Here is a 15,555-nt window from a genome sequence, read left to right as displayed (position 1 = left end):
ATTCGTGGACAATTTCTTTACTTTTGTCCATGGGAGGTGTCTGACGCTTTTATAAAAATCAACAATTCTATCAATCTATGTGATTTATCAATCATTAATTAACTGACCTATCAAAGAATATATTTATATAAAAAGTATTTTGTAATAGCCAAGTATTCACGACTGTATGATTTTGGAATAGCTACTAGTGGAGTTTTTGCAGATAGTCCATCTAAAGGAATATTTAAATCTTGTGCTATCATTTTTGATCTAAAAAGATGAAAATCATTTGTAACAATCATACCTTTTTCCAAATGATCAGGTATTAGTTCCTTCGAAAATTTAATATTTTCAACTGTATTTGTAGATTTATCCTCTTTAATAATTCTATGATCTTCTACCCCCTGCTCTATTAAGCCTCTTTTAATGGCTTCTGCTTCGGAGATTTCTTCACCTGGACCCTGCCCTCCAGATGCAATCACTATTACATGTGGATTTTCTAATAAATATTCTGCTGCTTTTTCTATTCGATATTGAAGAGATAAAGATGGAACGGTTCCTTTCACCCTTGCACCTAGAACAATGAGAAACTCTGCAGTCTCTTCTGCCTCTATATCAGCATGTTCCATAATCTTAAAATGCAAAATACAAAAATAGACAACCATTAACACTGTAAATGCACCTATTGAAATCATTATTTTTTTCTTATACTCCATTCAATCATTCCAATCTCAAATTAAAAATCCTTCAATTAGAATTTTACCATATAATTACATAATAATGTGATATCAGGGCTGTTTTGGCAAGGATTGTTGTTTTTTTGTACCTATATATTTTCATGTAGTAAATAACTACGTTCTCTTATCCCTTACATGTAGGATGATTTTATGCTGGGTTACATTGGACGGATCACATTAATGAAAGCTTCAACACTTTTTTTATTCTTCATGATGGGAGAAACCACATAGGAAAAAGTTCGAGTAAAAGATTGGTTCTCTATAGGAATTATTGATAGTTCCCCATGTTTTAATTCCCTCACAATAACACTACGGGAGAGTAGAGAAATTCCCATCCCTTGAATAACACATTCTTTTATCCCTTGATTACTGCTAATTGAGATGAGTGATTTTACTTTTAAGCCATTGGAACGAATAACGTGTTCTAAATATTCACGTGTACCGGAGCCTACTTCTCTTGTTATCCACGTATGATCCTGGAGGTCACCCCATGTAATGTTTCCCTTAATACTTGGATGACTAGGAGAAGCTATAATAAAAAGTTCATCTTTCATAAAAGAATGAATAAACAGTTCCTTTTCATTTGTTTGTCCTTCAATTAAACCAATATCTACTTTAAACTGGCGAATATATTCAACAATTTCTTCTGTATTTCCAATTACAACTTTAAGTTCAAGTTCTGGAAAGTCATTTTGAAGTTTAAAAAGCAAGGAGGGTAGTATATATTCACCAATTGTAAAACTTGCCCCTATTGTTAGTTCACCTTGTACGGAATTATGATGATCTAAAATATCATCTTTTGTTTGTTCATAAAGGGAGATTATTTGCTTTGCGCGATTGTACAGGATATCACCTGTTGGCGTAATCTGCACATGTTTAGGAGATCGCATAAATAATTCCGTTTGAAATTCCTTTTCTAAATTTTTTATATGTAAACTTACACTAGGTTGTGAAATATGGAGGGAATCTGAAGTCTTTGTGAAATTCTTAACCTCTGCAAGCGTTACAAATGTTTTTAAAGCGTCAAAGTACAATTTTTTCACACCCTTATCATTAGTAATACTAATTGTTATTATCAATTATATGTATTTTACTAATGATTGAACCTTTAATAAAGTGTAAGTATGCAAAACAGATTAGGGAAGTGACATAAATGGATACGGCAATTGGAAGACAGTCAAAACAAAGAATGATAGTAGCCTTTATGAAAGGTGTAGGCATTACATTACTCATAGCAATAGTTGCTAATTACTTATCTAGATTTCCTTTTTTGTCCATAATGGGACAGCTAGTAATAGCCATTTTAATAGGTATGATTTGGAGATCCCTATTTGGTCTTCGTGAGAATCTCAAACTCGGTGTGACCTTTTCAAGTAAAAAACTACTAAGAGTAGGAATTATCCTTTTAGGAATGAGATTGAATTTATCAGACATTTACCATGCTGGAACAAGTGTATTTATCTATGCTGTAATTAATTTAGTATTTGCTCTAATAGTAGTTTATGGATTAACACGTTTGTTTGGTGTAGAGAAACGATTAGGAATCCTTACTGCTTGTGGTACAGCAATTTGTGGGGCTGCTGCTGTCGTTGCAATTAGTCCTCAAATAAAGGCGAAAGAAGAAGAAACAGCAGTGGCGGCGGCTACAGTTGCTGTGTTGGGAACGATATTCACATTGGTTTATACAGGATTATATGCTGTTATGAATTTATCCGAAAAGGGATATGGTGTATTTGCTGGTGGAACACTCCATGAAATAGCCCATGTTATTGCTGCTGCTGCACCTGGTGGAAATACTGCTGTTGATATAGCAGTTATTGTTAAACTTACGCGAGTTGCCCTATTAGTTCCAGTAGCCCTTATTATTGGATTTATAGTCCAAAAAAAAGAGAAGGAAAGCAATGAAAAGAAAATCTCCTTATCTATTATTCCTTGGTTCATTTTAGGGTTCATTGCAATGAGTGGATTTAATACATTAGGTATAGTTTCTGATACAGTGGCTAATTATATCGTGAATTTCGCATACCTATTAATAGGGATGGCTATGGCGGGTCTGGGGTTAGGTATTGAAATAAAGACCTTTAGAAAATTAGGAATAAAAGCATTTGCTGCAGGATTTATTGGTTCCATCCTTTTAACCATTTTGGGTTATTTTTTAGTCATCGTTTTTCATCTGAATTAAAGAAAATGGATATTATTAGATTTTTTAAAACAAGCAATGCTTTAACAAAGATAGTAAGGTGAACCTATCCTTGAACAAATAAATTAAAAAACTAAGGAACAACTACTAGATTAAAAGAAGTTGAATCCACTATTGTCAAAAAAGATATAGGTGACGAAGTAGGGAGGTTGTGGAAAAGTTTTCGCTTGGTACTTAAACTCTACCTACACACGGCACCTTGTTAGGTTGACTCAACAAGTTGAGGTGGTATAATTTTGTTAATTAAAAGAATGAAGTATTGTTTGGAGGCAGGCTTATTATAATGGAACCATTGAAACATGAAAGTATAATCCCGCTTTATCACCAATTAATGGAAAGACTAAAGGGTTCGATTGAAAAAGGGCATTGGGCACCAGGTGATAAAATTCCATCGGAAAATCAGTTGATGGACCAATTTGGTGTGAGCCGCAACACGTCTAAAAAAGCGATTGAAGAGCTAGTGCAGGAAGGAATCCTATACCGAGTCCAAGGGAAAGGAACCTTCGTGGCAAAACCGAAATTGCAGCAGTCATTGATGGGATTCTACAGCTTTAGTAAAGTATTAAAAGAAAATGGCTTGAATCCTAAGGATATCATTTTGAAAATTGAAGAAGTTACACCGACAGCAAAAATCCGTGAAGCATTACAGCTTGGAGAAGATGAGCGTGTTATTGAAATGAAACGACTTCGCTGTGCCAATAATGAGCCATATATTTTGGAATCATCTTTCATTCCTAAACATGTGGTTTCCGACCAGGATCAGCTTAAAAAAGTTGGTGAGATTTCCTTATATGACTTATTTTCACAACAGTTTAATATTGTGGTAACCAGAGCAAAAGAGGCATTTGAACCTGTTCTAATACGTGCTGACGAAAAAGATTACCTTCAAACAGAAGAAGGACGCCCGGCACTATTGCTGGAACGCATAGCCTATGATATTACTGGAATACCTGTTGAATTTTGTATATCCATAGTTCGAGGTGATCGCTGCCGCTTTTACACTGAACTAACCTAATTATTTTAAATTAATCAAAGCATTATAATAGTCGCCACGAGACTCCTTAGGGGTCTCCCATGACCGTCCGTGGAAATCGAAGAGCCTGGAGCTCTAATCAACAACCAAGTTTATCGCAGCCAAATAAAAAATAATATAAGTTGATGGGTTGACAGGTCCTCGTGGAGGAGATATATTTGTATTAGTAAGAATTTTCAGTCGAGAAATCTAACCCGTACCTACTTGTACCAACAACCCGTCGTGAAAGAGTAGGGAAAGTACTTTTCAAAGGAAGTAAAACCTCTCTATTAGTAACATCTATGGAATTTTTTTGTATTTCCGAATTGGATGAAAATTTGGTATCCTTTAATGGAAAGCGTATATGTACATAACTAAGAGGTGTTTTACTAGTGGTTAGATTAAAAGATATTGCAGAGCATGTTGGCGTGTCGATTTCTACCGTATCGAGAGTCATTCAAAATGATCAGACACGAAATGTTAACCCTGAAACCAAGGCCAAAATATGGGAGGCTGTTAAGCAATTAGGGTATATACCTAATCAGCATGCTCGAAATTTAGTTACAAACAAGCAAGAAAAAAATCATACAAGAACAATGAAAATTGGCTGGGTTGCCAATCCAAAGCATGCTGAGACAAACACTTACTATGCAACTATGTATTCAGGTATACGTGATACATTAGACGATAATGATTACACCCTGATTTCTATCACCAAGGATGAGCTTGAAAACGAGACACTGCTGCTTAAGACTATTCATGACTTAGGCATTGAAGGACTTATTCTTATTGAAGCAATTGATGATAACCTAATTGAATATATTCAACAAAATATACCTTTAATAGGACTAGACTTTTGCTACACAGATAAAGATATTGCTATCGTCGATTACGATCGTAAAGCAGCAATTCAAAAGGTAGTTCAGCATTTAGTTAGACAAGGTCATCAAAACATAGGGTTTATTGGCGGAGGTACGAATAAAGGTTTTGTTGATTTGGATTCGGAATATCGTTTTAAAGGTTATAAATTAGCTATGGAAGAAGCTGGATTTGCTATCCAACCTGAATGGGTCATAAATACTCAGTGGAACATGGAAAATAGCTATCAAAAAATGAATAATCTAATTAAACGAGACCCACTGCATTTGCCTACAGCCATGGTTTGTGCCAGTGACCTTATGGCTATCGCTGCCATGAGGGCTGCCAGAGAACATAATCTAAGAATTCCAGAGGACATTGTTTTCTTTGGGGTTGATAATATTGAAATGGGTAAATATTCATTTCCACAGCTTTCCACGGTAGACATTCCAAAATATGAGATGGGAAAAATAGCTGCTAAAACCATTATGGAAATGGTAGAAGGGAAAATTACACTACCAATTAAAATCACCTTGCCATTTGAATTAGTCCTTCGTGAATCATCAAATATAAAAAGAACCTAAGCGGTTCTTTTTTTTAAAAGAAACTGGAAACTAATGGGTGATTTGAGAAAAAATAGGGATATATACTCATGACTTAAAGGTGAATTATTTGGAAAATAACTAGCTAAGGTCTATTAAGTCTAATACCTGTGTAAAAACAATCAAACTACGAAACCTAGGTTGTAAAGCAGATACCAACTATAATTGAAAAATAATATAATATTGATTTTCCACTTGCTGAGGAGTAATGGGAAATTTATCAGTAATTCGTTGGAATGGATAGCTTTGATTGTTAGGAAAACGTTTGGATAATTTCAGGAAAATCATTTGGTTCTTTTAAGGTGGTGATCATTCCTTCGTTGCTTGTCTGAATTTTGAAAGTTTACTAGTTTAGAATAGGAGTGAAAAAATGAATACAGTTAGAATAGGCATCATAGGAGCAGGACTAAGAAGTGGGATTGCAAAGTATTGGCATAATCCAGGAGGGAAATCAGTGGTTGTCGCCGCTGCTGATGTCTCAATGGAAAATCTAAAGAAATTTCAAGAAAATATTAATGAACACGCATACATTACTTTGGACTATAAAGATTTATTAGCGCGTACGGATATTGATGCAGTCGCTATTCTATCGCCAGATTATCTTCATGAAGAACATGCAATTGCTGCCCTACAAGCTGGAAAACATGTTTATTGTGAAAAGCCCTTAGCGATTACTGTAGAGGGCTGTGACCGGATTATTGAGGAATCGAAAAAGTCCGGAAAACATCTGATGGTTGGATTTAATATGCGCTATATGAGTATGTACCAAACAATGAAAGAAATTATTGATTCAGGTGTGATCGGTGATCTTAAAGCTGTTTGGGTAAGACACTTTGTCGGATTTGGCGGATACTTTTATTATCATGATTGGCATGGAACAGCGAAAAATACCACTTCGCTTCTATTGCAGAAGGGTTCGCATGATCTAGATGTGATTCACTGGATTACAGGGAAATATACAAAAAAGGTATCAGCTTTTGGCGCACTTGATTTTTATGGTGGTGACAAACCTAATCAGTTAACATGTCCAACATGTGATGAAAAGGATACTTGTACTGAGGCGAGTCTTAAAGTTTTGACCCAATGCGCTTTCCGTGAAGAAATTGATGTAGAAGACAATAATATGTTGATCATGGAGCTTGAAGGCGGAATTAAAGCATCCTACTTGCAATGTCATTTTACACCAGATTATTCGAGAAACTATACTTTTATCGGTACAAAAGGAAGAGTAGAGAATGATGATGTTAATGACAAGGTGTACGTGAAAACACGAAAAACAAACACCTGGAATGAGCTTAGTGATATAACGTATGACATGAAAAAAGAACAAGGCAGTCATGGCGGTGCTGATCCGAAAATTTGCAGCGACTTTGTCGAACTAGTTCTAAACAATAAGCAGCCTTTAACCACACCATATGCAGGGAGAATGAGTGTTGCGGTAGGATGTGCAGCAACTGAATCCATTCGCTCCGGTGGAAAAGTTATTGAAGTTTGTCAAGGTTCAACTGTAAAGAATGTGTAACTAGCTTGCGCTAAGAGAAGGGGGAGGGAATTTGGAAAAAATTGTTCAAAACAAAACTAGTATTCAACCTACTACCATATTAGAAATAAAAACAGAAGCTTCCTTGTCAAAGTGGACAATTTTGAAGAAATCATTTCGTAAAAATTGGGATCTTTATTTATTGATTTCACCTGTAATCGCTTACTTTATCATCTTCCATTATCTACCGTTATATGGGATCCAAATTGCTTTTAAAGATTTTATTGCTACGAAAGGCATATGGGATAGTCCTTGGGTAGGAATGAAACATTTCGAACGCTTTTTTGATAGCTACTATTTTTGGAGGCTTATAAAGAATACGTTGGGAATTGGTATTTATACACTGGCTATATCGTTCCCAATTCCGATTATTATCGCACTAATGCTCAATGAAGTAAGAAATTCAAAGTTTAAAAAATTCGTTCAAACAGTAATTTATGCACCACACTTTTTATCCACTGTGGTAGTGGTGGGAATGTTGATTCTGTTTTTAAAATCAGATGGTCTAATTAATCAGGTGATCACCTTAGTTGGGGGTACTCCCATTGATTTTATGACGGAACCAGGTTGGTTTAAAACTCTTTATGTATTCTCAGATGTTTGGCAAACGATGGGATGGAGCTCGATTATCTACCTTGCCGCCCTTACAGCTGTTGATCATTCGCAGCACGAAGCGGCAATGATTGATGGAGCGTCAAGACTACAAAGAATTTGGTATATTAACATTCCAGCGATTTTGCCAACGATTGTCATCATTTTTATCTTAAATGCTGGCTCAGTTATGTCGGTAGGATTTGAAAAGGTTTTCCTAATGCAAAACAATTTGAACATGTCGGCATCAGATGTGATTTCAACGTTTGTTTACAGAAGCGGTATTTTGGAGGCACAGTATAGCTTCTCCGCTGCTGTAGGTTTATTCAATTCAATAATTAACTTCATTATGCTTGTGATGGTTAACTATTTTGCTAAGAAAATAAATAATACAAGTTTATGGTAGGTGGTGAACCAAATTGCAGAATTCTACTTCGGACAAAGTGTTCAGTTTTTTCAATTATTTCTTTCTGGCTATAATCGCCTTACTTATTTTATATCCTATATATTTTGTTGTAAGCGCTTCTTTTAGTAATCCAGCCTATATTCTGACAGGGGAAATGTGGCTCTGGCCAAAAGGATTTAATTTAGATGCTTATAAAAAGGTGTTCGCGAATGAAGATATAGTGAATGGATTTATCAATACACTTAAATATACTACTTTCGGAACACTTATAAACGTAATCATGACAATTATGGCTGCATACCCGTTGTCGAGAAAAGACTTTTACGGACGAAATGTTATAATGGCGATTTTTGTATTCACGATGTTTTTTAGCGGAGGATTAATCCCCACGTATTTACTTATTCGCGACCTTGGGATGATCGATACCTTCTGGGTCATGGTTATACCAAATGCGGTTGCGGTTTGGAATATTATCATTATGCGGACATTTTTTCAAACGACGATCCCTCTTGAGCTGCAGGAATCGGCACAGATTGATGGGTGTGGTAATATCCGAATTTTGATAAATATTGTTTTACCCCTTTCAATGCCTGTTATTGCAGTTATGGTTTTGTTTTACGCAGTGGGACATTGGAATTCCTATTTTCATGCATTAATTTATTTGTCAGATAAAGAGAATTTTCCACTTCAATTAGTTTTAAGAGAAATACTGATCAAAGGTGAACTAGATGAAATGATTAAGGCAAACTCAGAAAGCTTTTTAAAACAGCAGCTGAGTGTAGAAGGTTTGAAATATGCAGTCTTGATTGTATCAAACTTGCCAATGATGATTCTGTATCCGTTCTTGCAAAGATACTTTGTAAAAGGATTCATGGTTGGATCTATTAAAGGATAATAAGGGGGATGTAGTATGAAGAGAAATAAATATTTAATGAGTTTTATTACAGGTGCATTATCCGTATCCATTTTGCTAAGCGGTTGTAAAGACCAAGAGGCGACTACTGAGGCAGACAAAGAAAATAAGGAAAACCTGAATAAAACGAATATGCCGATTGTAAAAGAGAAAATTGAACTAGATGGATTTGCTGCAAGGTATTTATCTCCAGAGAATTGGGAAGAACTTATGCTTTGGAAAGAATATGAAAAAATGACGAATATTCATATTAATTGGAAAACAGTTTCTACTGAAGCAGTGGCAGAAAAGCGTAATCTTATGTTAGCAAGTGGAGATTACCCTGATATATTGTTTGCGTCAGCTGTACCAAAATCTGACCTTATTAAGTATGGTCAGCAAGGGGTTTTTCTTCCCCTTAATGACCTAATTGACAAATATGCTCCAAACCTTAAGAAGATTATGGATGAATATCCTATTGTTAAACAAGGGATTACCATGGCTGATGGGAATATTTATGGGTTCCCTGCATTCTATGATCCGAATTTTAAAGGACTGCACATCGGTACTCCATGGATACAGAAGGACTGGTTAAACAAATTAGGACTAGAAGAGCCTACAAATTGGGATGAGCTATACGAAGTATTGAAGAAGTTCAAGGAAGGTGATCCAAACGGAAACGGTAAGGCAGATGAGATCCCATTAGGGGCGTCGTACACTATCGATCAAATCATTAGTTTCCTTAAAGGATCAGTTGGTTTAAACAATCACGGATCATCGAATGGGTATATCGACTTGGATCCAAAAGGTGAGAAATTAAGATTCCAGCCAACATCAAAAGAATACAAACAGCTGATAACCTATTTAAATAAGTTATACACAGAGGGTTTATTAGATAAAAATGTCTTTACCCCAGATTCTTCAAAATTTAATGCAGTTGCTGCAAAAGGTGTTTACGGAGTGCTGCCTGAAATCGATCCTAAAATTTTGTTGAACTTAGATGGATATGTGGGTATGCCTGTACTTGAGGGTCCAAATGGCGATCAATTAAATACTGCAATAGGTTCCCCATTGGGTAATGCAGGTATGTTCGTTATAACTGATAAAAATAAGAACCCAGAAGCTACCGTTCGATGGATCGACCATTTCTACAGCGAGGAAGGCATAAAAATGTTCTTTATGGGATTTGAAGGTGTTACTTATACTGAAAAGGATGGTGAATTCGTATATACGGATGAAATCGCTAAAAACCCTGATGGACTGAATCTCGATCAAGCTATAAGCAAATATTTAACATGGCCGGGTGGATATTATCCTGGAGTTGTTAAGGAAAAATATTTCCAAGGTGCAGAAGGATCTGAAGCAAGTTTAGAGAATGCTGAGAAGGCAGAACCACTTACCCTAAAGCAGGAAGAAATATGGCCGAACTTTAATTTCACTGTTGATGAGTCAAGTGAGCTGTCTGCGCTTTCTACAGATATTAGCACATATGTTACAGAAATGACTGCAAACTTTATTACAGGCAAGAAGTCAATTGACGATTGGGATAACTATGTTAAAACAATAGAAAAAATGGGTCTAAAACGTTATATGGAAATTAATGAAGCCGCTTATAAGAGATATAAAGATCAATAATCTATTAGACTCAGGAGGGATAGAATTTACTATCCCTCCTGAGTCATAATTTTTAATCAGGAAAGAAGAGATCATGATGGAGTCAAAAGGTCTAATACATAAATTTTATCGATTTTCTGAAATTGTCATGAAAATCGCACTCATTCAAGGGCTTTGGGTGGTTTTTTCGCTGTTTGGAGCCATCCTATTTGGAATTATGCCTGCAACTATAGCAATGTTTACTGTTACCCGGAAGTGGATGATGGGAGATGATAACAATCGCTTATTAGTAAAAGATTTTTGGGGTACTTTCCGCAAAGAATTTTGGAGATCGAACGCAATAGGGCTCATTTTATTTGCATTGAGCTTTTTACTTTATATGAATTTTTCTATTATGCGATTTACTGAAGGTATTATTTTTATATTTTTAGTAATCGCTTTATTTACGCTTAGTATTCTATTCTTTATTTTGCTTATTTATATCTTTCCTGTGTATGTTCACTTAGAATTAAATTTTTTCCAATACTTTACAATGTCCGTCCTTTTGGGAATTTCTTCACCAATCTATACACTAGTAGCGGTATTTGGATGTGTTGGATTATATTGGTTATTTTTTTGGATTCCAGGTTTAATACCTTTCTTCAGTGTCAGTCTATTCGCTCTTTTTCTCATGAAGGTATCATTAAAAGTATTTAAAAAAACAGAACAGAAACAAGAGGGATTATCAAATACATACATTGCAAGTCAGGTAAACAAAATCAACAATGATACACCTTAAGGATTAGGAAATAACTCAATAGAGTCACAGCCGTCATTTAAAGGTTATAATTTTTGGAGGGAAATCAATGATTACTTATGACCAAAAAAGCTGGAAGATTAACAATGAAAGAATCTTTATCCTATCTGCTGCTATCCACTATTTCCGCCTTCCAAGAGCGGAGTGGAGCGAAGTCTTAGATAAAGCGAAAGCAGGGGGATGCAATACAATTGAAACGTACATCCCTTGGAATTTTCATGAAATGAATGAAGGGGAATGGGATTTCTCTGGCGACAAGGATTTAGCGCATTTTTTTCAGTTATGTGCTGACAAAGGACTGTATGTGATTGCAAGGCCAGGACCCTATATATGTGCGGAATGGGATTTTGGCGGATTTCCTTGGTGGCTCTCTACGAAAAAGGGGATTCAATATCGTTCCGCTGACCCTATTTTTCTACAATATGTGGATAAATTTTTCGATCAGGTTATACCGATCATACATAGATTCCAGTTTACAAAAAGTGGGACCGTCATTATGGTCCAAGTAGAAAATGAATTCCAGGCATTTGGTAAACCTGACAAACAGTACATGGAGTACCTCAGGGACGGTTTGATGGAGAGAGGCATTGACGTACCATTTGTTACCTGCTATGGAGGTGTTGATGGAGCAGTCGAGTTTCACAATTTTTGGTCGCATGCTAAAAATGCCGCTAAGATCTTAGATGAACGTTTTGCCGATCAGCCGAAAGGGGTTATGGAGTTTTGGATTGGATGGTTTGAACATTGGGGCGGAAATAAAGCGAATCAAAAGACACCTGAGCAGCTTGAACGTGAGTGTTACCAGCTATTGAGTAATGGATTCACTGCGATCAACTATTACATGTATTTCGGCGGTACAAATTTTGACCATTGGGGTGGCAGGACAGGTGGAGAACAGATCTTTTCCACGACATCGTATGATTATGATGTTGCTATTAATGAATATTTACAGCCAACAAGAAAATATGAGGTATTAAAGAGGTTTCATTCATTTACGAAGTGGCTCGAACCAATATTCACAAATGCAGAACAAAAGGGTATAGAATTAAAGCTTCCTAGTGATCTAAAGTCTCAGAGAGTTGTCAGTCCACATGGTGAAGTGATATTTATCGAGAATACTAGACATGAAAGAGTTCAATCTCAGGTTTTACTTGATGGTGAAACGGTTCCGTTTACGATAGAGGCGAATGCGGTTTTACCGATTGTCCGTCATGTGAGCTTAGGAAACAGCATTTTGATTGCGACACTCACTGGTCAGACAAAGGGGTTCGATACTGATAAGGCGGTCATTTATCATGAGGAGGGGCAGCGTACATTTTTGAAATTGCAGCTTGATAGAAAGGCTGAAGTTCAATGTCCATTACCGAATCGCTTTGAAATCTGTGAAGATGGCATGGTTAAGTTTCATTTATTCCATGGAAGCCAACCGCAAACCGTTCAGCTTTCCTTTGAAGATGGTTTCAGCTATTCAATTGAAGTGGTTTCAAGAAAATCTTTAGAAAAAGCGGTTCCTCATTTAGAAAAGAGATCACCAAATCATCCACTACATTGGGAAGCGGCAGATGAAAAGCTTTGTTTTTTAAGCGGAAATGTGAAAGAGGCTGACAAACCGCTTGATTTTAGTAGCTTCGGACAGTTTAGTGGCTATTTAGGTTATGAAAGTGAATTTTATGCTGAGGAATCGAAGGATACGACAATTATTTTTACGAGAATCGAGGATCCCGTCTTGGTCTTCTGTAATGGTCAATATGTCGGCAAGCTTAGCATAATTGGGGCTACATCCATTGAGGTTCCTGTTAAGAAAGGGAAAAATACGTTAACCTGCCTTGTCCAAAATATGGGGCGTTTTAACTATTCCCAAGCGATCGGTGAACCAAAAGGGATGAGTGAAGCACCTGCTCTAAATGGAAAGTATTTATCATTACGAGAAGGATGGCAGATAGAAGGGTGTGGAGTTACGCACCATTTATCGCAAATACCAAAAATTGAAGGTCGAATTGGGTTTTTAAGATCATTCATGAATCAGGGGTATGACCGTGCAATACTTGTCGGTGAGGGAGTTTCACGAGTTCAGGTAAATGGAAGTTCGGTAAAGATGTTGATGGATACTCAAACGGCTTGGTCAAGAGGTTATGCTGTATACGGGGTTGCTGATATTAGTGATGCATTAAAGCAGGGAGAGAATGTATTAAATTTAGATGTTCAGAATACATCTAGTATTCGCCGCTTTGATCTTTATTTGTATAACGAACAAGAGCAAATTGGCCATTGGAAAATAAAATCATTTGCTCAGATTCAAGGTGAAAAGGAATGGTCGGCCGCTAACCATAGGAACCAACAAACCATTTCTCCACGCTGGTATAAAAGTCCTTTTGACTGGAAGCCAGAAAACGGTCCGATTGTAAAAATTCGGATGGATGGTATGAGTAAAGGCAGTTTTTGGGTAAATGGTCAATGTTTAGGAAGGTACTGGAACATTGGACCACAGGAGGAATATAAGATCCCAGCATCCTTATTAAAGGAACATAATGAAGTTGTTATTTTTGATGAAGAAGGCTTAAGTCCAGATCATGTAGTTATTCATTCTTATATTCCATTTGGACAATAACAATTAGTAGATAATCACTGATTTTTCTTAGACTTTATTGGAACATAGGCTTATCGATGTTAAGACCTGCAGTTCTAGGAATTTTCAGGTTTATAGGCACATGGAATGAATATTTATGGCCGTTAATTGTTTTAAATGACCCATCTAAATACACATTGCTAGTTGCATTATCTCAACTAAATGGAATTCACGACACAGACTTAGGATTAGTAATGGCCGGTACGTTATTAACTACTCTTCCATTAATTATTTTATTCCTTTTTATTAGGCGCCAGTTGATTTCAAGGGTTGCTGTAGGTGCGATAAAAGATTAGGAGTTACTCTTTTGGTCCACCTGGAAGGGAGAGTAGACTCAGAAATCGAGGAAAATGGTTTGAAGGATTTTATCATAAATTTGGAGGAGATACTTTTGACTTTAAAAATCGGTTTTATCGGCACTGGTGGTATAGCAAAGGAACATTTAAATAATTTAGCTAAAATTCAGGATACAGAAGTAACAGCATTTTTTAATATTAATTTGGAAAGAGCCCAGAAAGAAGCTCAAGCATGGACGAATGCAAAAGCGTACAACGATGTGAGTGAAATGTTAGATGATCGTAAGCTGGATGCAGTATACATCTGTGTGCCACCAATGGCACATGGAGAAGCAGAGAATGCAGTCATTGATAGGGGGATTCCATTTTTTGTTGAAAAGCCACTTGGCATTGACAATCGACCAACTGAAATTCTTAAAAAGATTGAACAAAAAAAGATTATTACCTCGGTAGGCTTTCATTGGCGATATAAGGAAGCAACAAGAATAGCACTTGAATTACTAAATGAACGAAAACTAGGTATGTCGTTAGGATATTGGATGGGTGGTATGCCTATGGTACCTTGGTGGAGAGTTCAAACTGGATCAGGTGGTCAGTTCGTTGAACAAACAACTCATATTGTTGATTTACTACGATATCTTAATGGCGAGGTCGTTGAAGTTTTTGCCGCATACAGTCAGCGAGTTATGCATGAAAAGGTAGAAGGTACAACAGTTGCCGATGTTGGGACTGTAACAATGAAATTAGAAAATGGCAGTATTGCCTCGATCTCTAATACGTGTTTATCTCCGGTAGGGCATAAAGTTGGTCTAGATTTATACACAGATCAGGGAATACTCGAAATTAGTAGTACAGGATTGAAGGATATCAAAGCAGAATCTGTAACAGAGTATAAAGAAATGGTTAACCCATATTTTGTCGAAGATGAAGTCTTCATTAACGCAGTTCGTACAGGAGATTCTTCAAAAATTTTATCTGACTATCGGGATGCTCTGATTACTCATAATGTAACGTTAGCAGCAAATAAGTCTGCGGAAATTGGAGAGCCAATTAATTTAAAGGAGTTTTCACATATATGAAATACTCTCTTTGCATATGAGCTTACGAATTAGACTAACCACCAGTTTGGGCAAACTGCATGATAATCATAAGAGATCCATTCCAGAAACTTTACGTACGAAAAAAAGAAATTATTGTCGTCAAATCAATAGAATAATAAGGAAATGGACGCCTTCACTCGGATTGAAAACAATTAACTTGTTGGGTTGACACTACGAGTGGTCGTGATATAATTTATTAATAAAAAACTCATAGATTTTGGCTATGAGTTTTTTATTAAATATAACTTGTACCAACAACCCATCTTATTTCCTTTAATTGGTTTTTTCATGCTTTTTTAAAAAGGG

12 protein-coding genes and 1 pseudogene are annotated in these 15,555 nt (G+C 36.3%); 11 read left to right on the top strand and 2 right to left on the bottom strand.

All coding sequences use genetic code 11. From position 1 onward, the window contains the following. Nucleotides 1–110: 110 nt before the first annotated feature. Nucleotides 111–695, bottom strand: coding sequence for a YdcF family protein (locus G3O09_RS03815; protein ID WP_163100153.1), 585 nt, complete (start codon nt 693–695; stop codon nt 111–113). Between the two features lie 179 nt (nt 696–874). Then, on the bottom strand, nt 875–1,750 hold the full coding sequence (locus G3O09_RS03810; protein ID WP_163100152.1) for a LysR family transcriptional regulator: 876 nt from the start codon (nt 1,748–1,750) through the stop codon (nt 875–877). A gap of 119 nt (nt 1,751–1,869) precedes the next feature. Here G3O09_RS03810 and G3O09_RS03805 point away from each other — a divergent pair, with 119 nt between their 5' ends. The 11 genes and pseudogenes from G3O09_RS03805 to G3O09_RS03755 all read left to right on the top strand — a co-directional run bounded on the left by G3O09_RS03805 (nt 1,870) and on the right by G3O09_RS03755 (nt 15,228). Next, nucleotides 1,870–2,898, top strand: coding sequence for a YeiH family protein (locus G3O09_RS03805; RefSeq protein ID WP_163100151.1), 1,029 nt, complete (start codon nt 1,870–1,872; stop codon nt 2,896–2,898). A gap of 301 nt (nt 2,899–3,199) precedes the next feature. Then, nucleotides 3,200–3,931: a GntR family transcriptional regulator gene (locus tag G3O09_RS03800; protein WP_163100150.1), complete on the top strand. Its 732-nt coding sequence runs from the start codon at nt 3,200–3,202 to the stop codon at nt 3,929–3,931. A 389-nt stretch (nt 3,932–4,320) separates the two neighbouring features. Continuing rightward, a complete protein-coding gene (locus G3O09_RS03795; RefSeq protein ID WP_163100149.1) occupies nt 4,321–5,370 on the top strand; it encodes a LacI family DNA-binding transcriptional regulator in 1,050 nt (349 codons plus the stop codon). A gap of 388 nt (nt 5,371–5,758) precedes the next feature. Continuing rightward, complete coding sequence (locus G3O09_RS03790) at nt 5,759–6,910, top strand: Gfo/Idh/MocA family protein (RefSeq protein ID WP_163100148.1); 1,152 nt, start codon at nt 5,759–5,761, stop codon at nt 6,908–6,910. Between the two features lie 85 nt (nt 6,911–6,995). Continuing rightward, nucleotides 6,996–7,925: an ABC transporter permease gene (locus G3O09_RS03785; RefSeq protein WP_240338330.1), complete on the top strand. Its 930-nt coding sequence runs from the start codon at nt 6,996–6,998 to the stop codon at nt 7,923–7,925. A 13-nt stretch (nt 7,926–7,938) separates the two neighbouring features. Then, complete coding sequence (locus G3O09_RS03780) at nt 7,939–8,820, top strand: carbohydrate ABC transporter permease (protein WP_163100147.1); 882 nt, start codon at nt 7,939–7,941, stop codon at nt 8,818–8,820. A gap of 15 nt (nt 8,821–8,835) precedes the next feature. Next, nucleotides 8,836–10,452 carry an extracellular solute-binding protein gene (locus tag G3O09_RS03775; protein WP_163100146.1) on the top strand — a complete coding sequence of 539 codons (1,617 nt, stop codon included), beginning with the start codon at nt 8,836–8,838 and terminating at the stop codon, nt 10,450–10,452. A 73-nt stretch (nt 10,453–10,525) separates the two neighbouring features. Beyond that, entirely contained in the window at nt 10,526–11,209 is a 684-nt protein-coding gene (locus G3O09_RS03770; protein ID WP_163100145.1) for a YesL family protein, read from the top strand. 67 nt (nt 11,210–11,276) lie between these two features. Further along, nucleotides 11,277–13,835: a beta-galactosidase gene (locus G3O09_RS03765; protein WP_163100144.1), complete on the top strand. Its 2,559-nt coding sequence runs from the start codon at nt 11,277–11,279 to the stop codon at nt 13,833–13,835. A gap of 23 nt (nt 13,836–13,858) precedes the next feature. Beyond that, nucleotides 13,859–14,149 (top strand): annotated as a pseudogene (locus G3O09_RS03760) (carbohydrate ABC transporter permease); the annotation flags it as partial. Nucleotides 14,150–14,244: 95 nt separating this feature from the next. Continuing rightward, on the top strand, nt 14,245–15,228 hold the full coding sequence (locus G3O09_RS03755; RefSeq protein WP_163100142.1) for a Gfo/Idh/MocA family protein: 984 nt from the start codon (nt 14,245–14,247) through the stop codon (nt 15,226–15,228). The last annotated feature ends 327 nt before the right edge of the window (nt 15,229–15,555 follow it).

This window comes from Peribacillus alkalitolerans (genome assembly GCF_010882125.1).
In the GTDB taxonomy this organism is placed as follows: domain Bacteria; phylum Bacillota; class Bacilli; order Bacillales; family DSM-1321; genus Bacillus_BN; species Bacillus_BN alkalitolerans.
Note: the sequence above shows the minus strand (reverse complement) of the source record. Positions and strands in the feature narration are given on the sequence as shown.